The following is a 25,896-nucleotide window of genomic DNA, read 5'->3' as shown; positions in this document are numbered from 1 at the left end:
AATCTTTTCTTATCTCCAAAAAGAGATAAGAAAAGGATTTTTACTGCTATCTGCGCTAGGGCATTTGATTTTATACAAAAACAGTTGGTTTTATGTCAAAAAAAAGCATTGTTTCCACAAGAGACGATGCTTTTTTAGTTAATTAAGAAATCTTTTTTTTAAATTAAAATCCATTAATAGAAATCGGTAAACTAAAAAGAGTTCTAACTTGCATTCCTTTTTTTTGTCCCGGAATCCATTTTGGACTTTGTTCTAAAACACGAATTGCCTCTTTTCCTGTACCAAAGCCTAGATCTCGTAAAACCTTTATATCAGAGAGGCTTCCGTCTACTTCAACTACAAAAGTTACATATACTTTTCCTTTTATTTCTTTAGCTTCACCAGGGGTTATGTAATTTTTTGCAACGTACTTGTGAAACTTTTTGATTCCTCCGGGGAAATCTGGTTTTACGTCTATTCCGGCCGAATTATAGAGAGAATTCTGATTAGGATGTATTGTTCTTTCTTGTCCGTAGCCTAATTGTATCGAAAAAAATAAAACTGCTAGTAGTAAAAAGTTTTTCATTTAAAAGATTTTTAATTTTTTTATAAATATATTCCTTATTTTGAATTATTTATTACTTCAATTAAAAGTATGCTTATTTTTTTTGTTTGTAAACTTTGACTGCTATCTGAAATCTGCCGGCTTACTTAGTGATTTCCCTAAAAATAGCTTCTAGGTTTTTATTCTTTTGGTTCAGTTGTAATGTTTTTAAACCATTGGCAGTGGCAAAGTCGAAAACAGCTGGGCGCATGTCTTTTTCGGATTGGAATGTGAGTTGCCAAGTCATGTCGTGCGTATTTTTAAAAGAGACTAAATTTTCAATTTTAGCAATGGCTTGTTCTTCGATTTTATAATCAAATTCGACTTCAATGATTTGTTGTTTGTCTTCGGAGATTAAATAGTCTAATTTTTTATCGGCAACAATTTTTCCTTTGTCAATGATAATAACACGGTCGCAAATGGCTTCTACTTCCTGCATGATATGCGTAGAAAGAAAAACGGTTTTGTCTTTTCCTGCATTTTTAATAACGTTGCGTATTTCTAATAATTGGTTTGGATCTAATCCGGTTGTAGGTTCATCCAGAATTAATACATCAGGATTATGCAATAGAGCATTCGCTAATCCTACACGTTGGCGATAGCCTTTAGAAAGTTGGCCTATTTTTTTGTGAGCTTCCTGGTTTAATCCTGTTAACGCAATAACTTCATCAATTCTATTTTTGGAAACTTTGTAAACATCGGCATTAAAAGCCAGATATTCTCTCACGTATAAATCCAGATATAACGGATTATGTTCCGGTAGATAGCCAATAGAAAGCTGAACCGCTTTTGGATTAGTGATTATATCCTGTCCGTTTACTAAAGCATTTCCTTCATCGGCGGCAAGATAAGTGGTCAATATTTTCATCAAGGTTGATTTCCCAGCTCCATTTGGTCCCAGAAAGCCTACAATTTCTCCTTTTTTTATAGTAAATGAAATGCTGTCCAAAGCTTTTTGGTTGCCATAACTTTTGGAAATATTTTTTACTTCTATTGACATGCTCTTTTTTGTTTGCAAAAGTAAACAGAAATTTGTTTGAATTATTATTTTAAGAATTTTAAAAATGTATTGTTTGGATTCCTATATTTGAATGTTGTCAATAATCACTTCTTAAATTTACATATGAAAAAAACTAGTATTTTATTAGGGCTCTTTTTAGGGTGTGTTTCTCAAGCGCAAATTCAGCCAACGATTGACAAAAATAATGTTGTTAGAATCGAAACAAAATTAGCCGCAGATGAAATGGAGGGGAGAGCAATTTTTACTCCAGGCATAGAAAAAGCATCTGTCTTTATTGAAGATGAGTTTAAAAATATAGGACTTTCTTTTTATGGAGATTTGCAGAATTATCGACAAGAGTTTAATGTAAAAGGTAAAAAAGCAAATAATGTCATTGGAGTGCTTTTAGGTCGAACCAAACCGGAAGAATATGTTGTTTTTTCAGCACACTATGATCATTTGGGTTTGGAGAGAAAGGGAAAAGACAAAGTGTATAATGGAGCAAATGATGATGCTTCCGGAACTACTGCAGTAATAGCATTGGCTAAATATTTTAAAGAAAATAATCAAAATGAAAGGACAATTATTTTTGTTGCTTTTACCGGAGAAGAAGTAGGTGGTTTTGGGGCAAAGTTTTTTTCTGATAATATTAATCCGAAACAGGTAGTTGCTATGTTTAATATTGAAATGATTGGTACTGAAAGTAAGTGGGGAAAAAATTCTGCTTATATAACAGGTTTTGAAAAATCAGATTTCGGAAAGATTTTACAGCGAAATTTAAAAGGTTCTAATTTTAATTTTAATCCGGACCCGTACCCAAGTCAGAATTTATTTTATCGTTCAGATAATGCCAGATTAGCTGCTTTAGGAGTGCCCGCGCATACGATATCTACTTCTAAAATGGATGTGGAACCTAATTATCATCAGTTGTCGGATGAGGTTGAGACATTGGACTTAAATAATATGACTGAGATAATTAAAGCTATAGCTACAAGTTCAACAAGTATTATTAGGGGAGAAGATACTCCTTCGAGAGTGATTAAATAGCTTTTTTGTTTTTTTGAAAAAAAAAACAAAAATATTTTTTGTGCAATTGTAAATATGTTATATATTTGCCAGCGTTAAAAATAATCATTCGAGAGAATAATATTTAATTAAGATGTCAAATAACCGTTTCTATTTTAGCTTTTCTTTTTATTTCTTTAGCGAGAGATAAGGATTGTGCTATGGTAATTTGAAAATATAATAAAAAACAAATAAAACTAATATACAATCCTGATGAAAATCAGGATTTTTTTTTGATTAAATGGAAACAAAAATTGCGATACAAGGTATACTAGGTTCTTTTCATCATCAGGTGGCTCAGGAATATTATGAGCAAAATGTAGAGGTAGATGAGTGTCTGTCTTTTGATGAATTAGTAGACAGCCTTTTGTCTGGTAAATCAAGCCAGGCTGTAATGGCTATAGAAAATTCTATCGCAGGTCCAATTATTCCAAACTATGCATTAATTGACAAGAATAATTTACATATTATTGGGGAGCATTATTTAAGAATTCATCAAAATCTGATGGCTTTAAAAGGACAGGATATTTCAGACATCAAAGAAGTTTATTCGCATCCAATGGCGTTATTGCAGTGTATGGATTTCCTGAAAAAATATCCGCACATCAAATTAGTTGAAGATAAAGATACTGCAGAAACGGCTCGCAGAATTCAGGAAAAACAGCTAAAAGGAGTGGCTGCAATTGCAAGTAAAACAGCAGCTGAAATGTATGATTTGGAGATTTTAGCTCCGGAGATTCAAACGATAAAAAATAACATGACGCGTTTTGTTATTATAAAAAAGGAGAATTCATTTGTGCCGGAAAACGAAATTAACAGAGCTTCTTTAAAATTTGAACTGGATCATAAACGCGGAAGTTTAGCGGCAGTTTTGAATGTGATGAGTGATTGTAAAATGAATTTGACTAAAATTCAGTCGTTGCCAAAAATTGAAACGCCCTGGAAGTATTCCTTTTTTGTGGATGTTACTTTTGAAAAGTATGAAGATTATGCTAAAGCAAAATCATTGTTAGCAATAATGGCAGAATATTTTAAAGTTTTGGGAGAGTACAGAAACACAAAGCCTTAATTATTTTTGATTTAAAAAATAAAGCAAAGCAGATTATCGATTCAGGAATGTCGGGAATAGTTCAATATCAAGAGAATAAAATGATTACAACAGCAAATAGATTAAATACAGTTGAGGAATACTACTTTTCATCAAAATTGAGAGAAGTAAGGCAGTTGGCTTCAGAAGGAAAACCAATTATCAATATGGGAATTGGAAGTCCGGATTTAGCCCCTTCAAAGGCTGTAATTGATGCGGTTGCATTAGCAATACAAGATGAAAATGCACATGGTTATCAAAGCTATCAGGGTTTACCTGAGCTAAGAAAAAGCATAGCTGATTTTTATAAGAATAATTTTGATGTCGATCTAAATCCTAATTCAGAGATTTTACCTTTGATGGGTTCGAAAGAAGGAATTATGCATATTTCATTAGCTTTCTTAAATGAAGGTGATCAGGTTTTGATTCCTAATCCGGGTTATCCAACCTATACTTCGGTAACGAATTTAGTAGGAGCAAAAGCTGTTTATTATGATTTAAAAGAAAGTAATAACTGGGAACCTGATTTTGAAGCTTTAGAACAATTAGATTTATCTAAGGTAAAGTTAATGTGGATAGGTTATCCTCACATGCCTACAGGAGCCAGAGGAAGTTTAAACTTATTTGAAAAGTTAGTAGCATTTGCTAAAAAACACAACATATTGTTAGTAAATGACAATCCGTATAGTTTTGTTTTGAACGACAATCCTATGAGTTTGTTGCAGGTGGAAGGAGCTAAGGATGTAGCTTTAGAGTTAAATTCTTTGAGCAAGACTTTTAACATGGCAGGATGGCGTGTAGGAATGGTTTCCGGAAATGCGGATTTAATCGATGCTGTTTTAAGAGTTAAAAGTAATATGGATAGCGGAATGTTTTATGGAATTCAAAAAGGCGCTATCGAAGCATTAAAGAGCTCTCAATCATGGTTTGATTCCATGAATGAAATGTATAAAAAACGCCGTGTTTTAACCGAGCAATTGGCTGAAAAACTAGGTTGTAAAGTATATAAGGAAGGTGTTGGATTATTTGTTTGGGCTAAATTGCCGGAAGGAATACAATCAGCGGAGCAATTCATTGATCAGATTTTGCATGAGAAATATATTTTTATTGCACCGGGAACTATTTTTGGTTCTAATGGAGAAGGATATATTCGATTTGCATTATGTGTAAAAGAAGAAAAAGTACAGGAAGCAATAGACAGATTTTAATAAAATGAAAGTATTTGTAATAGGTATAGGATTAATAGGGGGTTCGATGGTTTTAGACATCAAAGCACTTTATCCTGAAGCTACAATTTACGGAATAGACACTAATGAAAACCATGTTGAACAAGCATTGAAGTTAGGTGTTATTGATGTTGCGGCTACAATGGAAGATTTAGCTCAGGCTGATTTTGTAATTGTTTCGGTTCCTGTAAATGTTGCTATTAGTTTATTACCTCAAGTGCTGGATTTGGTTGATGATAACGCCATTGTTTTAGAAGTGGGTTCGACAAAGAATCCAATTTGCAAAGCAATAGCAAATCATCCTAAACGAAGAAATTTTATTGCAACTCATCCTATTGCAGGGACGGAATTTTCAGGGCCTTCGGCAGCATTGAGAAATTTGTTCAGAGATAAAACAAATATCATTTGCGAAGTAGAAAAAACGGCTTTCAAGTTACAGGAAAAAGCATTAGAAGTTTTTAAAAATCTGGGAATGCGTATACGTTATATGGATCCAAAATCACATGATAAACATATTGCTTATGTCTCGCATTTATCGCACATCAGTTCCTTTATGTTAGGAAAGACGGTAATTGAAAAAGAAAAGCACGAACAGGATATTTTTGACATGGCGGGTTCCGGTTTCGAAAGTACGGTGCGATTAGCCAAAAGTTCACCGGCAATGTGGACACCAATCTTTGAACAAAATAAAGCTCAGGTTTTGGAATCATTAGAAGAGTATATTTCTAATCTGTCACAATTTAGAGATTTATTAGCTCAGGATGATTACAAAGCGATATATGATGAAATGGCCAGTGTAAATAAAATTAGAGAAATATTAAACGGAATAAGCGTTAAAAAATAGAGAACAGAAAATAAAAACAACACAATAAAAAAAGGAAATAAATAATTAAAAAAAATGGAAAACAAGAAAGAAATGAGAAATTGGTTGGATGCTTTCAAATTGAATCATCCATTTGTGATAGCAGGACCTTGTAGTGCTGAAACAGAAGAGCAAGTATTGAAAATTGCTCACGAATTGAAAAATTCTGACGTAAGCGTTTTTAGAGCAGGAATTTGGAAACCAAGAACTCGTCCGGGAGGATTTGAAGGAATTGGAGAAATAGGATTAAAATGGTTGAAAAAAGCTAAAGAAGAAACAGGATTGTTGATGGGAACTGAGGTTGCTACTGCTGCTCACTGTAAATTAGCTTTAGAATATGATATCGATGTATTATGGGTTGGAGCTCGTACAACAGCGAACCCATTTGCAGTTCAGGAAATTGCTGATACATTAGCAGGTACTGATAAAATTGTATTGGTTAAAAACCCGGTAAACCCTGATATGGCTTTATGGTTAGGTGGTGTGGAGCGTTTACACATGGCTGGTATCAAAAATTTAGGAGTTATTCACAGAGGTTTCTCTACTTATGAGAAAACAAAATACAGAAATATTCCGGAATGGCAAATTGCTATCGAATTGCAAAATAAATTCCCTGATTTACCATTAATCATCGATCCATCTCATATTACTGGAAACCGTAACATGATTCTTGAAGTAACTCAGGAAGCTTTGGATTTGAACTATGATGGTATGATTATCGAAACGCATATTGATCCGGATAACGCCTGGTCTGATGCTGCTCAACAAGTTACTCCAGATGCGTTAAAACAAATCCTGAAAGACTTAAAAATTAGAAAAGTAAGCGGAGATAGCGATTTTGAAAATAAAATGACAAAATTAAGAGCTAACATCGACGTTTTAGATGCTAATTTATTAGAGCTTTTAGGAAAAAGAATGAAAGTAGCTGACGAAATTGGTCAGGTGAAAAAAGAGAACAATGTAGCTGTGTTGCAAAACAACCGTTGGAATGAAATCCAGGAGAAAATGGTGGCAGAAGGTTCTAAAAAAGGATTGTCAGAAGAATTTATTACTAAATTATTCAAATCAATTCACCAGGAAAGTATTGAACACCAGGAAAAAATTATCAACGGATAATTGAATTTTAATCATATTTATAAAAAACCTACAAGTGATTGTAGGTTTTTTTGTATCATTGCATTGTCAAATAATTAAAAAAATAACTATGAAAAGAATTTTACTAGTCGGTGCTTTGATTTTAGGTTTAAATGTTATGAATGCTCAGAATGATGTGATTACAAAACACAATGGAGAAACTGTGAACGGAAAAGTTGTAAAACTTGAAGAATATACAATTGTGTTTAAATATGACGGAGAAGATGCTGAAAATACTTTAAGCAAATATGCAGTTGAAAAAATTGTCTATGGAAAAAGTGGTCGTGTAGAGAATATTACGGATAAAATTGAGATTAAAGGAGAAGAAGATTGGGAAAAAGTAGTTATTTTAGAAGATAAAGGATATGCAGCTGGTCTTAAAAAAGGAGAAGAAGTTAGAGGTAAAACAGGTTTGATTAATTATCATACTGGAAATACGGCAGATAAAAAAGCGGAAATGAAATTAAAAAAAGCAGCTGCAATTGTTGGTTGCCCATTTATATTAATGACCGCTGATAAAGCGACGGTTGGTTTTAATTCTAATCAATTAGGTGGTTCTCAGGCTATTAAAAAAGGTATTGGGTATAAGTACTAATTTGGTACAGTATTTTTTATTCATAAAAGCAGAAATCCCTTTGACTTAAAAAAGTTAAAGGGATTTTTTTATGCTAAATTTTCATTGAAAAGCTTAGTTTATTACTGCTTCGTAGATAAAAATAGATATTAAATTGTTATAGTCAAGCTAATTAAAAATAATAATTGGCCTAATAAAGTCAATAAGAATGTTCTTTTCAGGCTTAAATTATTAAAAAATTGTCCATTAACCCAAAAAATGAATACCGTATCAATAATGTAAATAATTAGAGTAATAGTTCTCATTGTGCTCGTTCCATTGTAAAAATAAAGTAAAGGGAATAGGGCAATATGAACGATTAGCCTTTGAGAGGCGATGTAGGTGTTAAGAATGAAATATTCAACTAGATTATAACGTTGTTTTTTAAAAGCAATCTTGGTTCCAATAGTGTAAAGCGGAATAGTCAAAAGTGTTACCCAAGCATAATGACTACCCATCCAGTTATTAAATTCAGCAGAATCCACACCCGTTCCAGAAGTAGTGTTTGAAAATCTAATATTATAATAATGATACAAAAAACCATATAATGTTGCCATTAAAAGAACTAAAGAAATGGGTTTGAAATGTCTAACACGCTTTCCTTCAATAAATTCTCTTATAGAATGACCAGGTCTTGTGAATAGTTGTTTGACAGAGTATAAAATTCCAATATCAAAATGTAGCAAGCTGCGTCGGATTTCTTACCATAAAAAATGAGAATTTAATTGATGTGTGGCTGCGGGCTGTCCACAATTATTACAATAATGTCCAGTGTAAATTTGACCACAGTTTTTGCATATTACATCCATTGTTTATCAATTATATTATTGAGTAAGATATTGTTACCAAAGTCATTTTGATAGAAATCAAACCTTTTTAATAGATAAAAAGCACTTTCAACTGTAAACCTAAAACAAAATTTTATCTTTGCAAACATTCTAATCTAAAATCTGAATTCAGAAATCTAAAATTGCAAATGACAGGAATCGTTTATAAATCAACAGGAAGCTGGTACACCGTAAAATCCGATGAAGGGAATTTTGTGGATTGCAGGATAAAAGGAAAGTTTAGGATGAAAGGTATTAAAAGTACTAATCCTATAGCTGTGGGCGACCGGGTTGATTTTGAACTGGAAGAATCTAATGATCAAGTTACAGGAGTGATTAATACCATTCAGGACAGGAAAAATTATATTGTTCGAAAATCGGTTAATCTTTCTAAACAAACGCATATTATTGCTTCTAATATTGATATTGTTTTTTTATTAGTCACGATTAATAATCCGCCTACAACGACTAGTTTTATAGATCGGTTTTTAGTAACTGCTGAAGCTTATGGAATTGAGGCTATTTTAGTTTTTAATAAAATAGACACTTTTGATGAAGAGGCTTTAGATGAACAACTGTTTTTACAATATACTTACGAAAAAATAGGCTATCAATGTTTGCGTGTTTCTGCTCAGGAAGGCAAAGGCTTAGATAAATTGACTGCTTTAATGAAAGATAAAGTGAGCATGTTCTCTGGTCATTCTGGAGTGGGGAAATCCACTTTAGTAAATGCTATCGAACCGGGCTTGAATTTAAAAACCAAACAAATTTCAGATTCGCATTCGCAAGGACAACATACTACAACTTTTGCTGAAATGTTTGATCTTTCTTTTGGTGCCAAAATTATCGATACGCCAGGAATTCGTGGTTTTGGAGTGGTTGATATGGAAAAAGAAGAAATCAGTGATTATTTTCCCGAGTTTTTTAAACTAAAAGATAAATGCAAGTTTAATAATTGCTTGCATAAAGAAGAACCCAAATGTGCTGTAAAAGAAGCCTTGGAAAACGAAGAGATTTCCTGGTCCCGTTATAATAGTTACCTAAAACTATTAGAGGGTGATGATGAGCATTATCGAACAGATATTTATGATGATGACAGGAAAAACAGCGATAAATCCAGAGGTTAATGAGAGCAGTCATTCAAAGAATTACTGAAGCTTCTGTTACGATAGATTCCCAAATAGTAGCTTCGATTCAAAAAGGGTTATTGGTTCTTGTAGGTATTGAAGATGCCGATACTCAGGAAGATATTGATTGGCTAACGGCTAAAATCGCTAAGCTTCGCATTTTTGGTGATGAAAATGATATTATGAACTTATCGGTTCAGGATATTGATGGCGATATTATTGTGGTAAGTCAGTTTACATTGCATGCAGCTACTAAAAAAGGAAATCGCCCTTCTTATATTAAGGCATCAAAGCCTGAAATTGCTATTCCGCTTTATGAAAATTTTGTTCAAAAATTAGAACAGGAAATCGGTAAAAAAGTGCAAACTGGTCAGTTTGGAGCCGATATGAAAGTGAGCTTAATTAATGATGGTCCAGTAACTATTATCATGGATACTAAAAACAAGGAATAGCTTTTTTGTAGTATACTTTCCCATTGATTTTTTTATTGTTTTTTAATTGTTAAATTTGAGGTTGCAACAAATTTAAGACCTCGTTATAACTTAATAAAGACAAGAATCTTGGCCAAAATAAACCATAATAATTATTTAGATGTTGTTGATAATATGTGGACCTCTGCAAAGGAAAAAGGAATCATGCATATTAATTCGGAGGAACAAAGTTTTAATGGTGAAAAATTCAGGATTAAAGGTCGTGATTTAATAAATTTTGGAACCTGTGGGTATTTAGCTTTAGAAACTCATCCCGATTTGATAGCGGGTTCAATTGAGTTAACAAAAAAGTTTGGAACACAATTATCGATGTCCCGGGCTTATATACGTCCCACTTATATTCAGGAACTGGAAGAATTAATGTCTCAGGTTTTTGATGGAAACAAGGTGATTTGTTATACATCAACATCCAATGCACATATTTCTGTAATTGCTACTATCATTAAACCTGACGATTTAATAATTCTGGATCAGCAGGTTCACTTTAGTGTACAATTCCCTTGTAAAAATGCTAAATTACTAGGTACAGAAGTAAAAATGGTAAGGCATTCTAATTATGAAATGCTGGAAGAAATGATTCGGGAAAACTACAACAAATACAACCGTATCTGGTATATGGCTGATGGGGTTTATTCAATGCACGGCGATTTACCGGATACCACTATTTTAAAACAGTTACTGGACAAATATCCTAAATTGCATTTGTATTTTGATGATGCACATGGAATGGGTTGGGCTGGAAAAAATGGTGCAGGCTATATTTATGAGCAATTAGGAGTTAACGAACGTATTGTTATAATTTCAACATTGGCTAAGGGGTTTGGTTGTGTAGGAGGAACGGCTATTTTTGCTGATTCGGAGATGTACAGAAGAACCGATATTTTTGGAGGCCCATTAAGTTATTCTCATCCGCTATCGCCAGCGAGTGCTGGTGCGGCTATTGCTTCTGCAAAAATTCATTTGTCAAATGATATTTATACCTATCAAGCTGAATTGAGAGATTTGATGCATTACATGAATGGGTGTTTAAAAGAAAAAAATCTGCCTAATATTTCATCACCGGATTCTCCTATTTATTTTATAGGGAGTGGTTTGAATAAAGTAACGCGTAATTTTGTTCATCGTATTTTACAGCAAGGAATTTATGTGAACACAGCTACTTTTCCGGTGGTACCTAATGATAAATCAGGACTTCGATTTACATTAACCCGTCATAATACAAAAGCTGATATTGAGCTGTTGACTGATGCGATGGCATATCATTTGCCTAAAGCGATTGAAGAAGAAGGAGATCGTGTTGAAAGAGTGTATCAGGAATTTGGATTTCATTTGAAAAAAAAGGCAAATAATTCATTAATTAAACCGATAAATAATTCGAACTTAGTTGTTGAAGAATATACAAGTATACATGATATAAATCCTGCCGATTGGGACTGTATGTTTCAGGACAGAGGAAATATCAGTCATTCAGGAATGCGGGCAATGGAAGAAATTTTTTCCGATAATGAGAAGCCGGAAGAAAACTGGAGTTTTCATTATATTATAGTTAGAGATAAAGCAGCTAAGGTAATATTAGCTACTTTTTTTACAGGGGCCATTTATAAGGACGATATAGTTGCGCCGGAAAATGTGTCTAAACAAATAGAAGAAGTACGTAAGACTGATCCGTATTATTTATGTTCTAAAACTTTGGCAATGGGGTCTTTGTTTTGTGAGGGTGATTTTATTTATCAGGATACGCAACATCCTGAATGGAGAAATTCGGTTAATTGTTTATTTGATTTTGTATCAAAAACAAAAAAAGAGATTAAGGCGACAACTGTTATATTTAGAGATTTTGAAAAAGAGAATATACTTACTCAAATAATAGAAGAGGAAGGATTCGCCAAAATGAGAATGCCAAATACTAATGTTATTCAGAATCCTAAATGGGAAACTCCTGATGATTTAATGACACTGATAAAATCCAAAAAGAAACGTGATAATATTAAACAATATGCCATTAGAAATCTGGACAAGTTTGAAATAAAAATTAAAAATGAAATTACAGATAAAGAAGCAATTTTGTATTTTAATTTATTTGAAAATGTTAAGAAAGCGAATTATTCCTATAACTTTTTTCAGTATCCGGCTAAAATGCCTGAAATTCTTTCTAAATACAAAGAATGGGAATTTATTGAAATTAGTCTGAAGGAGAATAATCAGTTAGTTGCTGTTGTTTTTAGTTATGTTGGAGATCATCATTATTGTCCGTTAATTGTTGGATTGGATTATAATTATATCGATTCACATCATGTATATAAACAGGCAATGTTTCAAATGGTAAAGAGGGGAAATGATCTTAATAAAAAAATCACATATTTAGGACTGACAGCTGATTTTGAAAAGCAAAAATATTTAGCTTTGACAATTCCTACATGGGCTTATTTAAAGGTAGACGAAACTTATAATTTAGAACTAATTGAATCGTATTCAAACGTAGGTTGAATACAAAAAATAAATTGCGAATATGAAAGAAGTGGCAAATGATTTTGTTAAATTTTGGATAGAAGATGGTATTCTTTATTCTCAATTTAAAAAACCGGTGATTATTGATATAGAAAAAGTAAAAATCTTAATTGATTTGCGTCATCAGATATCAGCCGGTGAAAAACAATATTGGTGTTATGATTTTGATGGCATTAAATCCTATGATAAAGATGCCCGTGATTATGCCGATATTCACGGACAGGAATATTTACATGCCTGTGCAGTATTATTGAATTCTCATATTACAAAATTTACTCTCAATGCTTTTATGAAATTAAAAAGACCTATAATTCCTTTAAAAGGCTTTACTAAGCAAGAGAATGCAGTGAATTGGTTGAGAGAAATTCAGGAAAAAATATAATAATTGTGACAGATTAGAGTTAATTAGAAAGTATGAAAGAAAATTACATTAAAAAAATAATCGGTTAATTTTTAAGTTACTAAGTACTTGATTTTTGATTTAGTATGGCATTGTAAATATTTTAATTTAAAATTATTGCAAAATGTTCTTTTTTTTGAAAGACAATTACTATCTTTCGGTTTTAATAAGTAAGATTTGTTTTCGTTTATTTTTGTATGCGAAAAATAGTTTTTAATGAAGTTAATGAGATAAATATCAAATGTCTAAATTAGAGAAAATATTAGCCTTAGTACGGTCTATAAATGAAGATGAGTTTCAGGAGCAACTCACTCATGGAGATACTTTGGATGATGTTTATGAAGAATTAGTCTTTTTATCTGAAAAAATGACTTCAAAAAAGAACAGAACAGAAGGTATTATTGAGCAGATGTCTAACTGTTATGCAGGTGATTTTTTTAATTATCTGCCTGTTTCGGATGCTAATGATGAATTAGATGTCTTTTGCATGGGGTTTAATACTTATGTGGAAGAATTAAAAGATGTCATGGTTTCTAAAAAACTATTAGAATCTATAAATGAAAAATTAGTAAAAGAAAAAGACCGTTCTGAGCAGCTGGCTTCAGCAAGAGATCAGTTCTTGTCTAATATGAGCCATGAAATTAGAACACCTCTTAATGGAATTTTAGGTTTTACAAACTTGTTGTTGAATAATCCGTCGTTAAATCCTGAACAAAAACAACAGTTAGATTTCATTAAAATGTCAGGAGATATTTTGCTGGTCATCATTAATGATATTTTGGACTTAGCCAAAATAGAATCAGGGAAAATAATACTTACTAACAAACCATTTAGTTTATCTCAGCTTACCCGGTTAATTTATGACTCTTTTGCAATTAAAGCACAAGAGAAAAATATAGATTTTCAGGTATTAACAAATAGTAATGTGCCTGCAATACTTATTGGAGATTCAGTTAGAATTTCTCAAATATTGTTTAATTTAATAAGCAATTCAGTCAAATTTACTCCTGAAAGAGGTAAAATCCGTTTAAAAATCAGACTGATTGAAGAAGATGAATCTTATCTTATAAAAATAATTGTAAAAGATACCGGTATAGGAATACCTTCGGATCAGTTACAGGGTATTTTTAATCCTTATATTCAGGTCAGTAATAGTGTTGCGGAGATTGAAAACGGAACAGGTCTGGGCTTGGCGATTGTTAAAAAAATAATCGATATGATGAATGGCGACATTCAGGTAAAAAGTAAATTAAATGTAGGAACTAAATTTACAGTATTGCTTCCATTCCCTAAAGGAGCATATTATTTTGAGGCATCAGAAGAGTTAGTAAAAAATGAAAAAAAGCCGGTACAAGGTAACCGGAAAAGAAAAATTAAGATTTTATTAGCCGAAGACAATCATGTGAATCAAATGTTGACGCAAAAAGTATTATCACAGTTTAATATGGATTGTGTGATTGTTGCTAACGGAAAATTAGCAATTGAGGCCTTGATGAAAGAAGATTTTGACTTGATTTTAATGGATCTGATGATGCCTGTAATGAATGGTTACGAAGCAGCTTCGGCCATTAGAGACCTGAAAAATCATACTAAGAAAAATACTCCCATTATAGCATTGTCTGCTGTGGTAACAGGTTTGGTCGATGAAGCCTGTAAAGCAGTGGGTATTAACCGTTATGTTTCAAAACCGTTTAATCCAGAAGAATTGCATCAGATTATTATAGAATTGCTTGAAAAGAAAAATTAAAGCAAAACTTCTCCTCTGATTTAGACAATCCGGTTTTTTATTTCATATTAATAATAAGTATCTTAATAATAAATATCAGATTATTTGTGTTTTGTCTGATTTTTTCTATTTTTGATAATTCTATCTATTCTTAAATTCATTATGAAAATCACAAGAAATTGGTTTGTTATAGTACTGTTGTTTTTTTTATGTAAACTACAGGCTCAGAAAAATGAATATGCCGTCTCTCTTATTGCGGATAGTTTAAAAGAAAATGCAAACGCAGTAATCCGATTAAATCAATTGGATATCGTTATTTCTTCCCAAAAAAGCATGACCATTAGAACTCACAAAATTATAACTGTTTTTAATGAAAATGGCTTGTCGGCTATTGATGCTTTTGAAAATTATGACAAAACGACTTCGGTTAAAAGTGTAGAAGCAAAAATTATCAATGCTTTTGGTAATGAAATTAAAAAAATCAAAAAGAAAGATTTTAAAGACGTAAGTGCGATAAGTGGGAGCACTCTTTTTTCAGATGCTAGGTATATTTATTTAGATTATACTCCTGTGCAATATCCTTTTACTGTAATTTATGATAGCGAAGTAGAAACTTCAAATACTGCTTTTATTCCTAGCTGGTTTCCTGTTAAGGATTTTCTTGTTGGGACAGAACAAAGTATCCTAAATGTGTCTTATCCGGATGATCTTGGTTTTAAGAGTAAAGAATTTAATTTTTCAGGATTTAATATTCAGAAAACAGTAGATACAAATACGCAGCTGAGTTATAAGGCTGCAGCAATTTTTGCTCAAAAGAAAGAACCTTATTGTGCTGCTTCAACAATTTTTCCGCGATTAATGATGAGCTTAGAAAAGTTTCATCTTGAAGGTGAAGATGGTACTGCAAAATCCTGGGAAGAATTTGGAAAATGGTATTATGATGAAATTTTAAAAGGTACCACTCAGCTGTCTCCTGAAACAGTTAATAAAATTAAAGCACTTGTAGGGGATGAAAAAAATCCTGTTAGTAAAGCCCGGATTGTATATGATTATGTTCAGAAAAAATCAAGATATGTAAGTATTCAGGTGGGAATAGGAGGATGGAAACCTATGCTGGCTAATGATGTTGATCGTTTGGGTTATGGAGATTGTAAAGCATTAACCAATTATACCAGAGCACTTTTGGATGTAGTCGATGTTCCATCTTACAATACTATTCTTTACGGCGATACTTATAAAAGAGATATTATTGCTGATTTTGTTTCGATACAGGGTGATCATATGATTTTAGCAATACCGGATAAAGAGGGGTATATATGGTTGGAATGTACCAGTCAGGATAATCCTTTTGGATATCAGGGTAAATTTACAGATGACAGATCCGTATTAGTAGTAAAACCAACTGGAGGGGAAATCGTCAGAACTAAAGTTTATGAAGATAAAGATAATTTGCAGGACAGCAAAGGAACTTACAGCATTGATGAGAAAGGGAATCTGTCAGGGAATATAACTATTGCATCAGAAGGTTTTCAATACAGTAACAAAGCCGGATTAGAAAACAGCCAGCCTAATCAAAAAGAAATGCATTATAAAGACTATTGGAGTAGTATTAATAATTTGAAATTAGCTAAAATCAATTTCTATAATGATAAAAATAAAGTGGTTTTTGTAGAAGATGTTACCATGAATGCGGCCAGTTATGCAACGGTTTCGGGGGCAAAGATGATTTTTGTTATTAATGCTTACAATCAAAATACTGGTGGTGTTAAGAGAATAAGGAATCGTAAAAACCCATTTGAAATTCAGCGTGGATATGTGGATGTAGATGAGATAGCATTGATGTTACCAACTGGGTTTGCTATTGAATTTCTGCCGTCTAATTTTGAATTAAATTCTAAGTTCGGGGAGTATAAGACTGAAATTTTAAAAAAAGATACCAATCATTTAGTTTATAGAAGAACCTTACATATCCATAAAGGTTTTTATTCTAATACTGAATATGATCAATACCGTCTTTTTATGGAACAGGTTTCCAGAAATGATAATGCTAAAATTATTTTAACCAAAATCTAAAAGTATATGAGAACAAATTTTTTATTAACCACTGTTTTTTTCTTTTTGATAATTTTTAGTTCTAAAGGACAGGACTTTCGACTGGGTAAAGTTTCTGTTGAAGAATTAAAAGAGAAAAAACATCCGAAAGATTCTTCGGCAGTAGCAGCGGTTCTTTTTGAAAAAGCAGAAAATAGGTTTGTTTACAGCCAGGATAAAGGTTTCGAAATAGAGTTAGTGGTTAAAACCAGAATAAAAATCTACAAAAAAGAAGGTTATGATTGGGCTAATAAAAAAGTCAGCTATTATTTAGTTAATAATTTAAGAGAAAAGGTTTCGTTTTCAGAAACAGTAACATATAATTTGGTAGACGGTAAAATAGAAAAAACAAAACTCAAAAGTGATGGAGAATTTGATGAGGTAATAAATAAATATTGGGGACAAAAAAAAATAACAATGCCGAATGTTAAAGAAGGTTCAATAATTGAATATCAATATACCTTGCATTCCCCTAATATAGGAAGTCCTAAAGATTGGCATTTTCAATCAGATATCCCGGTAAATTATTCGGAATATAGTAATTATGTTCCTGAATATTTTGTTTTCAATACTAATGTGAAAGGATTTATACGTCCAACAATAAATGTTGTTAAGAATTCAAGGTCAATAAGAATTGATTCTAAGGAAAGAGTAGCTAACGGTTTTGGTGGACCAGTAAGTACTAATTATACAAGCGAGGATATAGACTATACAGAAACAAAAACAACTTATTTGGCCGAGAATATGCCGGCTATACAAGATGAAGCTTTTGTTAATAACATCAGAAATTACACCACTAGTTTGGAGCAGGAATTATCTATGACTAAATTTCCTAATACTATGCAGAAAATGTATTCGAATAATTGGGAGGCTGTAGTAAAAACAATATATGAGTATGAAGATTTTGGTCCTGAATTAAATAAAACAGGATATTTTGAAGATGATTTAAAAGTTATTCTTTCCGGTTTAAATACACAACAGGAAAAAATCGCTGCAATATTAAAATTTGTAAAATCGGCTGTGAAGTGGAATGAGTATTATGGTTATTCCTGTAATGATGGAGTAAAAAAAGCTTATAAGGATAAAACAGGAAATATAGCCGAAATTAATTTAATGCTTACAGCAATGCTCCGGTATGCAGGCTTAAATGCTAATCCGGTTTTGTTGAGTACAAGATCTAATGGGATTTCGTTTTTCCCTAACAGAACTGCTTTTAATTATGTAATTGCCGCCGTTGAAAATGGGGATAACATGGTTTTATTAGATGGATCCGATCCTTTTTCAGAGCCAGATGTTTTGCCTTTTAGAACTTTAAATTGGTTAGGAAGACTGATTAGAAAAGACGGAACTTCAACAGCTGTGGATTTAATGCCTAAAAAATCCTCTCTGGAACTAAAAGCTTTGAATTATTCAATTAATGATAAAGGAGAAGTTTTAGGAAAATTGAGGAGTCAAAAAACAGCACATACTGCAATGGTTTTTAGAAACGAAATGAAGGGCGTTAAGAAGGACGATTATCTTGAAAAATTAGAAAACAACAATAATAAAATTGAAATAAATGAGTATTCTATACAAAATGACAAAGAAATTAATTTACCTGTAATTGAAACTTATTCTTTTACAGGGAATAATTTAAGTGAGATTATAGGTGGTAAAATTTATATTAATCCTTTATTGTTTCTTACCCGAAGACAAAATCCTTTTAAGCAGGATGTCAGAGAATATCCGGTAGATTATGGTTATCCTTTTCAGGACAAGTATGCTGTGAATATTCAAATACCTAAGGGTTATAAAGTAGAGAGCTTACCTCAGTCTGTAACATTGAAAATGAATGACGATTTAGGTGTGTTTAGATATTTAACTAATTTGAATGAAGATTTTATTCAGGTTTCGGTTTCAAATCAAATAAATTCTTCTATGGTTCTTTCAGAAGATTATATAGCTTTAAAATCGTATTATCAAAAAATGATTGAAAAGCAGAATGAAAAAATCGTTTTAACTAAAATCTGAAACCATGAAAAATAAGATTTTAATGATTACGGTTTTGTTGCTTTTGATGGTTCTTAGTATAAACGCACAGGACTTTCGATTAGGAAAAGTTTCTATTGGAGAACTAAAAGAAAAAATACATCCAAAAGACTCTTCAGCAGTTGGGGCTATATTATTTAAAAGAGGACGAACATATTTTAATTATGATATTAAAAAGGGTTTTTATGTTAATCATGAAATCCAGATTAGAATTAAAATATACAAAAAAGAAGGTTTAGATTGGGCTAATTTTGAAATTCCATACTATGTGGGGTATCAGAATTTAAGTGATGAAATGGTTCGTTTTTCTGACGGAGTTACCTATAATATTGAAAATGGGTCTATAGTAAAAACTAAACTAAATAATGAAGGTACTTTTAAAGATAATGTTAATGAAAACTGGAAAAAAGCAACAATAACAATGCCTAATGTAAAAGTGGGATCGGTTATTGAGCTTAAATACATCATTATATCGGAGAATTTAACTAAATTTCCTGTGTTTCAGATTCAATATCCTATCCCGGCAAATCATGTAGAATATTGTAGTGAAATTCCGGAATATTTCATTTACAAACCATTACTTACGGGCTATGTAAAAGTAAAATCAGATTCCAAGATGGAATATGCTTCTCAAACTTATGACAATGAATACAAACAGACATCATCATTTAGTTATAAGCAAATAAAGTCAACGTTCGATGTAGATGATGTACCACCGTTGTTGAAAGAAAATTATGTAGATAATATCAATAATTATAAATCATCGTTGCAATATGAGTTAGAGACAACCAGGTATCCTAATCAGCCGGTCAAAGATTATTCTCAAACATGGGATGGTGTAGCAAGAACCATTTATGCCGATAAAACTTTTGGTAAAGAATTACAGGAGCGATTGTATCTTATAGAAGATTTAAAGAGAATTATCAATAATCAGGATAAAACTATATCGGATTCTGAAAAAACAAATATTGTTTTCCAGTTTATTCAAAATAAAATGAACTGGAATGGCAAATACGGATATTACACCGATAAAGGAGTGAAACAAGCTTATCTTGACAGGACAGGAAATGTTGCTGAAATTAATTTTAACCTAATAAATATGCTGAATTTGGCAGGGATTACAGCTAATCCTGTCTTATTAAGTACTGTTGAACATGGAATTCCTGTTTTTCCTAACAGAACTGTTTTTAATTATGTTGTCGCTGCTGTTGAAGTTAACGGTGAAAGGATTTTATTAGATGCAGCTAACAAATATACCACCAACAATGTTTTACCTTTATATGCATTAAACTGGAATGGAAGACTCATACGACAGGATGAAACTTCTGAGGAGATAAAACTAATACCTGATAAGCCATCGAAGGAGTTTTTTAATTTAATAGTTTCTGTTGCTGATGACGGTAGTATATCCGGAAAATATTTAGTGCAGAAAACAGATTATGAGGCACTGGTTTTTAGAGAAAGAGAAGCTAATATGAAAAGCGAAAATTATCTTGAAAAAAAAGAAAATGAGTTTAATGGAATTAGCATAAGTGATTATAGTGTCGAAAATAAGGATATAAATTTGTCAAAAGCTGTTGTTGAAAAATTTACTTTTGCCACTAATAATCATTGTGAAGTTATAGGAGGAAAGATGTATATTAATCCAATGTTATTTTTTACAATAGATAAAAATCCTTTTGTTCAGGAAAAAAGAAAAATGCCTGTGTATTTTGGATATCCGCGACAAGAAAAATACAATTTGAATTTTAAAATTCCGGAAGGCTATGAAGTGGAGTCTATTCCTAAACAACTAAAGATGGCAACTGAGGACAAGTCTTTAATTTTTTCTGTCAATAGTGTCGTGAATGGGGATAATATTCAGATAGCTGTTTCAAAAGAAATAAACATTGGAATCGCTGCTGCGGATCTTTATGAGGGTTTAAAAAGTTTCTATCAAAAAATGATTGAAATGCAACATGAAAAAATAGTGCTTAAAAGAATATAAAAAATGAACTTAAAAAACGCCCAACTAGACGTAGATACCTGGATAAAAGAACACGGTGTTCGTTATTTTAACGAATTAACTAATATGGCTCAGCTTACGGAAGAAGTAGGAGAGGTAGCCCGAATTATTGCGAGACGTTATGGTGAGCAATCGGAAAAAGAATCAGATAAGAATAAAGATTTAGGCGAAGAACTAGCCGATGTGGTTTTTGTAGTGTTGTGTTTGGCAAATCAAACGGGAATCGATTTGCAAGCTGCTTTTGATAAAAAAATGGATTTGAAATCGGTTCGCGATAAAGACCGTCACAAAAACAACGAGAAATTGAAATAAATATCTGTTGCGAATTATGAATTGTGAGTGAGGAGTGCTAAATTGCGCCCTCAAATTATATACGTTAATTGCATAGACATTAACGAGTAATTTTATCACTAATAATTTTAAAAATGAATTTACTACTTCAGGCAACTAATAACAACCTAAATGCTCAGATAGCAGTTACAGGATCTAAAAGCGAAACGAACAGATTATTATTATTGCAGGCTTTGTTCCCTAATATTACTTTGGCGAATACCTCTAATTCTGATGATAGCGAAGTAATGCAAATGGCATTGAGCGGGAATGAAGAAGTAGTAGATATTCATCATGCAGGAACAGCTATGCGTTTTCTTACTGCTTATTTTGCGGTAAAAGAAGGTCGCGAAGTGGTTTTAACCGGTTCCAGCCGTATGCAGGAGCGTCCTGTGAAAATTTTGGTGGAAGCTTTACGTCAGTTAGGAGCCGATATTTCTTTTTTAAAAGAAGAAGGGTATCCGCCCATTAAAATTAAAGGACAAAAAATCACTAAGGCTAAAGTAAATATGGCTGCTAATGTAAGCAGTCAGTACATTTCAGCTTTATTATTAGTAGCTCCCAAATTAGAAAACGGTATCGAGCTAACGTTGGAAGGAGAAATCACTTCTATTCCTTATATCAAAATGACGCTGGCTTTATTGAATGATCTAAATATTCAAACCAGTTTTGAGGGCAATGTAATTAAAGTATGGCCTCAACAAGATGTAGAATCAAAAGTAATGACTGTGGAGTCCGATTGGAGTTCGGCTTCTTACTTTTTTAGTTTGGCAGCTCTGTCAGACGAAGCTTCTATTTCATTAACAAGCTACAAAGAATCTAGCTTGCAAGGGGATTCGGCTTTAGTAACAATCTATAAAGAAATGGGTGTTGAAACTCAGTTTAATGGCGATACTATTACTTTAACAAAAACTAAAAAATTCAAATACGAAGATGTCACTTTCGATTTGAATCATACTCCGGACATTGCGCAAACTATTGTGGTTACCTGTCTTGGTTTAGGAATTGGTTGTCACCTTACAGGTCTTCATACCTTAAAAATTAAAGAAACCGACAGGCTAGAAGCTTTGCGTATTGAGTTGAGTAAACTAGGTGCTAATATTTCAGTAACTAACGATAGTTTGACTTTAGTCGCTACTTCAGATATTAATTCAAACATTCGTATTGGGACTTATAATGATCACAGAATGGCTATGGCTTTTGCTCCATTAGCCTTAAAAGTGCCGATTATCATCGAAAATGCCGATGTAGTTTCTAAATCATATCCTGATTTTTGGACTGATATGGAAAAATTAGGTTATAAAGTTTCTGATTTGGTTGGGTAAAACTTCTGGTTACATCCTTAAAATACTGACTCTTTGAGACTTTGTTGTTTTAATTTTAAATTAAACAGCAAAATACTTGACAACGCCTGTTTCACAATCGTATATTTGCAGCCGAAAGATTTTTTAGTTGTTTGTAAACTAAAATCTAAAATCTACAATTTAATCTATAATATGAAATTATCACATTTTAATTTTGACTTACCCAAAGAACTTCTGGCTGAGTTTCCAGCAGAAAACAGAGATGAAGCTCGTTTAATGGTTATTGATCGTAAAAAACAAACCATCGAGCACAAAATGTTCAAAGATGTTATCGATTATTTTGACGATGGAGATGTAATGATTTTGAACAACACTAAAGTTTTTCCTGCTCGTTTATACGGGAATAAAGAAAAAACAGGAGCAAGAATTGAAGTGTTTTTGTTAAGAGAATTAAATGCGGAACAACGTCTTTGGGACGTATTAGTAGATCCTGCACGTAAAATCAGAATCGGGAACAAATTGTATTTTGGGGATGATGATTCATTAGTTGCAGAGGTGATTGATAATACAACTTCCCGAGGAAGAACATTACGTTTTCTTTATGATGGTTCTTATGAAGAATTCAGAAATAAACTTACTGAACTTGGAGAAACTCCAATTCCTAAATATATCAACAGAGAGGTAACTCCGGAAGATGCGGAACGTTACCAGACAATTTATGCTAAAGAAGAAGGAGCTGTGGCAGCACCAACTGCAGGATTGCACTTTTCCAAGCATTTATTAAAGCGATTGGAAATTAAAGGAGTTAAATTTGCAGAAGTTACCCTTCACGTAGGTTTAGGAACTTTCAACCCGGTTGAGGTAGAAGATTTGTCTAAACATAAAATGGATTCTGAGGAATTAAAAATTACTCAGGAAGCTTGTGATATTGTTAACGAGGCAAAAGGAAAAAGAAAGCGTGTATGTGCTGTAGGAACTACATCAATGCGTGCTATCGAAAGTTCTGTTTCTTCACAAAATACCTTAAATCCTTTTGAAGGATGGACCAATAAATTCATCTTTCCACCGCATGATTTTAGTGTGGCAACTTGTATGATTACTAATTTTCATACTCCAAAATCAACTTTATTAATGATGATTTCAGCATTCTGTGGTCATGATTTAATGAAAAAAGCTTATGAAGAAGCAATCAAAGAAAAATATAAATTCTATTCTTACGGTGATGCAATGTTAATCATCTAATCACAATAAAGGTTAATTCACTAAAAAAAACTCGTCTCGTTCTAAAAAATGAGACGAGTTTTTTGTTTTAAAAAAGATTTTAGTCTAATCAACCTGATATACTAATCGAACCGTAATAGTTGCTGTTTTGTTTTTAGATTGTGTGTTAAAAGAGCCACCATATGAATAATCTTCAGAGGAATTCTGACCAATAATCTGGAAAACCCCCATGTCTGATTTTTTTAAATTTCCTAAATCAGCATCTGCATTTTCAGCAATGCTTTTAGCTCTGGTGCTGGCATCTTTTGTAGCTTCGGCAATCATTTTTATCTTTAATTCCGCCAGTTTAGTGTAATAATATTCAGGTGCATTAGAGTAAAATTCGATACCTGAATTGATTAATTCACTGGATTGTCTTGATACATCTTCAATTTTATTGACTTCTTTAGATTGAATAGTGACACTTTGAGTTAAGGTGAATCCGCTAAAAAGAGTTTGTCTGACCGTTCCGTTTTCGTTATAAGTAGTCTCATAATCTTTATTGAAATTTACTGCCGAAAAAACGATTTCACTGGCTGTAATCCCTTTGCCGGATAAATAACTTTTAATTTTTTCTCTGTCGGCATCTAATGAGGCATAGGCTTCTTTTAACGTAGGGCTTTTTCTGGAAAAGGAACCACTCCAGACAATTAAGTCTGAAACAAAATCAGTTTTTCCTAATCCCGTTACACTTATCGTATCAGTGTTTTTATTCCGATTCTGAAACGCATTCGAAAATAAATAGGCTGATGTTACCATTGCAATAGCAATAATGATCACATTGAGGTTGTTTTTAAGCATAACAAAAGGGTTTAGATTCAATCAAATATAATAAAATATGGTTTTGAAGCCTCATGATTTAACTGTAATTTAATTTTGATAGGATTCTTTATAAGGTAGTTTTTCCTTTTTTAGTTACTTTTACAAAACAAAATGCAAGTCACATTATGATTTTTGAAAATACCAGAGCATTTGCGCAGCAATTGGATTCGCAGGATCCTTTACACAAATACAGAAACGAATTTTATTTTCCTGAAGTAAATAATAAAAAGGTTATTTATTTTACAGGTAATTCCTTAGGCTTACAGCCCAAACGTACTAAAGCTTATATTGACGAAATTATGAATGACTGGGCAAATCTTGCGGTTGAAGGTCATTTTTATGCTAAAAAACCCTGGTGGGATTATCAGGAACGTTTTGCTGAGCCTTTGAGTAAAATTGTAGGTGCAAAACCGTCTGAAGTTACGGTAATGAATACTCTTACGGTAAACCTCCATTTGCTGATGGTTTCTTTTTACCGTCCTACCAAAAACAGATTTAAGATTATTTGCGAAGAAAAAGCCTTTCCTTCGGATCAGTATATGTTTCAAAGTCAGGTCGGTTTTCATGGTTTTAAGCCCGAAGATGCAATTGTAGAAGTGAAACGGCGTGATGGAGAACATAATATTCGTACAGAAGATGTAATTGCTAAAATTGACGAAGTTGGAGAGGAACTGGCTTTGGTTTTAATAGGCGGAGTAAATTATTACACGGGTCAGGTTTTTGATATGAAAGCCATTACAGCTGCGGGAAAAGCAGTAGGAGCTTACGTAGGTTGGGATTTAGCACATGCAGCAGGGAATGTTAAATTAGAATTGCATGATTGGAATGTAGATTTTGCCGCCTGGTGCAGTTATAAATATATGAATTCAGGACCAGGAAATGCTTCCGGTTGTTTTGTTCACGAGAAACATCATAATAATCCGGATTTGCCAAGGTTTGCCGGATGGTGGGGACATAATAAAGAGCGGCGTTTTAAAATGGAACCTGATTTTGATCCAGTTCAGGGCGCTGATGGCTGGCAAATTAGTAATTTACCGGTTTTGTCTTTGGCTCCTTATCTGGCTTCGGTAGAAATGTTTGCCAAAATAGGAATGGAAGCGCTGATTGAAAAAAGAGATAAAATTACAGCATACTTAGAATTCATTCTGCACGAAATTGACAAGGAAGTCGATAGTAATTTTGAAATTATTACACCATCAAATCCAGCCGAAAGAGCCAGTCAATTATCCGTTTTTCTTCATGGTGAAGGGCGTAGTTTATTTGATTATTTAATGAAAAACGGTGTGATTACTGATTGGAGAGAGCCTAATGTCATTCGTCTGGCGCCGGTTCCTTTATATTGTTCTTTTGAAGATATGTACCATTTTGGACAAATATTAAAAAAAGGAATTTTAGAAAAATAACTCG

The 25,896-nt window shown here is 32.6% G+C and carries 22 protein-coding genes; 18 read left to right on the top strand and 4 right to left on the bottom strand.

The annotated features are described in order from the left end of the window. Positions 1–163: 163 nt before the first annotated feature. Entirely contained in the window at positions 164–565 is a 402-nt protein-coding gene (locus tag ACSV4D_RS05990; RefSeq protein ID WP_439227504.1) for an energy transducer TonB, read from the bottom strand. A 121-nt stretch (positions 566–686) separates the two neighbouring features. Next, positions 687–1,583 (bottom strand): gliding motility-associated ABC transporter ATP-binding subunit GldA, encoded by an 897-nt coding sequence (gene gldA / locus ACSV4D_RS05985; protein WP_408081816.1) that lies wholly within the window; start codon positions 1,581–1,583, stop codon positions 687–689. 36 nt (positions 1,584–1,619) lie between these two features. Here gldA and ACSV4D_RS05980 point away from each other — a divergent pair, with 36 nt between their 5' ends. The 6 genes from ACSV4D_RS05980 to ACSV4D_RS05955 all read left to right on the top strand — a co-directional run bounded on the left by ACSV4D_RS05980 (position 1,620) and on the right by ACSV4D_RS05955 (position 7,552). Further along, positions 1,620–2,630: a M20/M25/M40 family metallo-hydrolase gene (locus tag ACSV4D_RS05980; RefSeq protein WP_439227503.1), complete on the top strand. Its 1,011-nt coding sequence runs from the start codon at positions 1,620–1,622 to the stop codon at positions 2,628–2,630. A gap of 259 nt (positions 2,631–2,889) precedes the next feature. Further along, complete coding sequence (locus ACSV4D_RS05975) at positions 2,890–3,717, top strand: prephenate dehydratase (protein ID WP_439227502.1); 828 nt, start codon at positions 2,890–2,892, stop codon at positions 3,715–3,717. A gap of 80 nt (positions 3,718–3,797) precedes the next feature. Further along, positions 3,798–4,943, top strand: coding sequence for a pyridoxal phosphate-dependent aminotransferase (locus ACSV4D_RS05970; protein WP_439227501.1), 1,146 nt, complete (start codon positions 3,798–3,800; stop codon positions 4,941–4,943). A gap of 4 nt (positions 4,944–4,947) precedes the next feature. Continuing rightward, a complete protein-coding gene (locus ACSV4D_RS05965) occupies positions 4,948–5,805 on the top strand; it encodes a prephenate dehydrogenase (protein ID WP_408081820.1) in 858 nt (285 codons plus the stop codon). A gap of 54 nt (positions 5,806–5,859) precedes the next feature. Further along, the gene (locus ACSV4D_RS05960) at positions 5,860–6,939 is read left to right on the top strand and encodes a chorismate mutase (RefSeq protein ID WP_408081821.1); all 1,080 of its coding nucleotides are present in this window, start codon (positions 5,860–5,862) and stop codon (positions 6,937–6,939) included. A gap of 88 nt (positions 6,940–7,027) precedes the next feature. After that, a complete protein-coding gene (locus ACSV4D_RS05955; protein WP_408081822.1) occupies positions 7,028–7,552 on the top strand; it encodes a hypothetical protein in 525 nt (174 codons plus the stop codon). A gap of 128 nt (positions 7,553–7,680) precedes the next feature. Here the strand turns inward: ACSV4D_RS05955 and ACSV4D_RS05950 are convergent, their stop codons facing one another. Then, entirely contained in the window at positions 7,681–8,256 is a 576-nt protein-coding gene (locus ACSV4D_RS05950; RefSeq protein ID WP_439227500.1) for a DUF3667 domain-containing protein, read from the bottom strand. Positions 8,257–8,546: 290 nt separating this feature from the next. Between ACSV4D_RS05950 and rsgA the strand changes: the two genes are divergently transcribed. The 11 genes from rsgA to queA all read left to right on the top strand — a co-directional run bounded on the left by rsgA (position 8,547) and on the right by queA (position 23,649). Then, entirely contained in the window at positions 8,547–9,524 is a 978-nt protein-coding gene (gene rsgA / locus ACSV4D_RS05945) for a ribosome small subunit-dependent GTPase A (protein WP_439227499.1), read from the top strand. Next, positions 9,524–9,976 (top strand): D-aminoacyl-tRNA deacylase, encoded by a 453-nt coding sequence (gene dtd, locus ACSV4D_RS05940; protein ID WP_439227498.1) that lies wholly within the window; start codon positions 9,524–9,526, stop codon positions 9,974–9,976. Before rsgA ends, dtd begins: the two co-directional genes overlap by 1 nt. A gap of 108 nt (positions 9,977–10,084) precedes the next feature. Beyond that, complete coding sequence (locus tag ACSV4D_RS05935; RefSeq protein WP_439227497.1) at positions 10,085–12,502, top strand: aminotransferase class I/II-fold pyridoxal phosphate-dependent enzyme; 2,418 nt, start codon at positions 10,085–10,087, stop codon at positions 12,500–12,502. A gap of 22 nt (positions 12,503–12,524) precedes the next feature. After that, positions 12,525–12,905, top strand: a complete 381-nt coding sequence (locus ACSV4D_RS05930) for a DUF7793 family protein (RefSeq protein WP_439227496.1) — start codon at positions 12,525–12,527, stop codon at positions 12,903–12,905. Between the two features lie 259 nt (positions 12,906–13,164). Beyond that, a complete protein-coding gene (locus tag ACSV4D_RS05925) occupies positions 13,165–14,670 on the top strand; it encodes an ATP-binding protein (protein ID WP_439227495.1) in 1,506 nt (501 codons plus the stop codon). Positions 14,671–14,811: 141 nt separating this feature from the next. Continuing rightward, a complete protein-coding gene (locus ACSV4D_RS05920) occupies positions 14,812–16,722 on the top strand; it encodes a DUF3857 domain-containing protein (protein ID WP_439227494.1) in 1,911 nt (636 codons plus the stop codon). A gap of 6 nt (positions 16,723–16,728) precedes the next feature. Further along, on the top strand, positions 16,729–18,750 hold the full coding sequence (locus tag ACSV4D_RS05915; protein ID WP_439227493.1) for a DUF3857 domain-containing protein: 2,022 nt from the start codon (positions 16,729–16,731) through the stop codon (positions 18,748–18,750). Between the two features lie 4 nt (positions 18,751–18,754). Next, positions 18,755–20,755: a DUF3857 domain-containing protein gene (locus ACSV4D_RS05910; RefSeq protein ID WP_439227492.1), complete on the top strand. Its 2,001-nt coding sequence runs from the start codon at positions 18,755–18,757 to the stop codon at positions 20,753–20,755. 3 nt (positions 20,756–20,758) lie between these two features. Beyond that, complete coding sequence (locus tag ACSV4D_RS05905; protein ID WP_035661076.1) at positions 20,759–21,085, top strand: nucleotide pyrophosphohydrolase; 327 nt, start codon at positions 20,759–20,761, stop codon at positions 21,083–21,085. A gap of 113 nt (positions 21,086–21,198) precedes the next feature. Then, positions 21,199–22,428, top strand: a complete 1,230-nt coding sequence (gene aroA / locus ACSV4D_RS05900) for a 3-phosphoshikimate 1-carboxyvinyltransferase (protein WP_439227491.1) — start codon at positions 21,199–21,201, stop codon at positions 22,426–22,428. 171 nt (positions 22,429–22,599) lie between these two features. Beyond that, complete coding sequence (queA, locus tag ACSV4D_RS05895; RefSeq protein WP_408081833.1) at positions 22,600–23,649, top strand: tRNA preQ1(34) S-adenosylmethionine ribosyltransferase-isomerase QueA; 1,050 nt, start codon at positions 22,600–22,602, stop codon at positions 23,647–23,649. Between the two features lie 84 nt (positions 23,650–23,733). Here queA and ACSV4D_RS05890 read toward each other — a convergent pair whose 3' ends face one another. Continuing rightward, positions 23,734–24,468 (bottom strand): SIMPL domain-containing protein, encoded by a 735-nt coding sequence (locus ACSV4D_RS05890; RefSeq protein ID WP_408081834.1) that lies wholly within the window; start codon positions 24,466–24,468, stop codon positions 23,734–23,736. Between the two features lie 146 nt (positions 24,469–24,614). On the opposite strand from ACSV4D_RS05890, the gene kynU reads away from it, so the two are divergent. Continuing rightward, entirely contained in the window at positions 24,615–25,892 is a 1,278-nt protein-coding gene (kynU, locus tag ACSV4D_RS05885; protein WP_439227490.1) for a kynureninase, read from the top strand. Positions 25,893–25,896: the final 4 nt, after the last annotated feature.

It is taken from the genome of Flavobacterium sp. ARAG 55.4 (genome assembly GCF_051846875.1).
GTDB lineage: Bacteria > Bacteroidota > Bacteroidia > Flavobacteriales > Flavobacteriaceae > Flavobacterium > Flavobacterium plantiphilum.
Note: the sequence above shows the minus strand (reverse complement) of the source record. Positions and strands in the feature narration are given on the sequence as shown.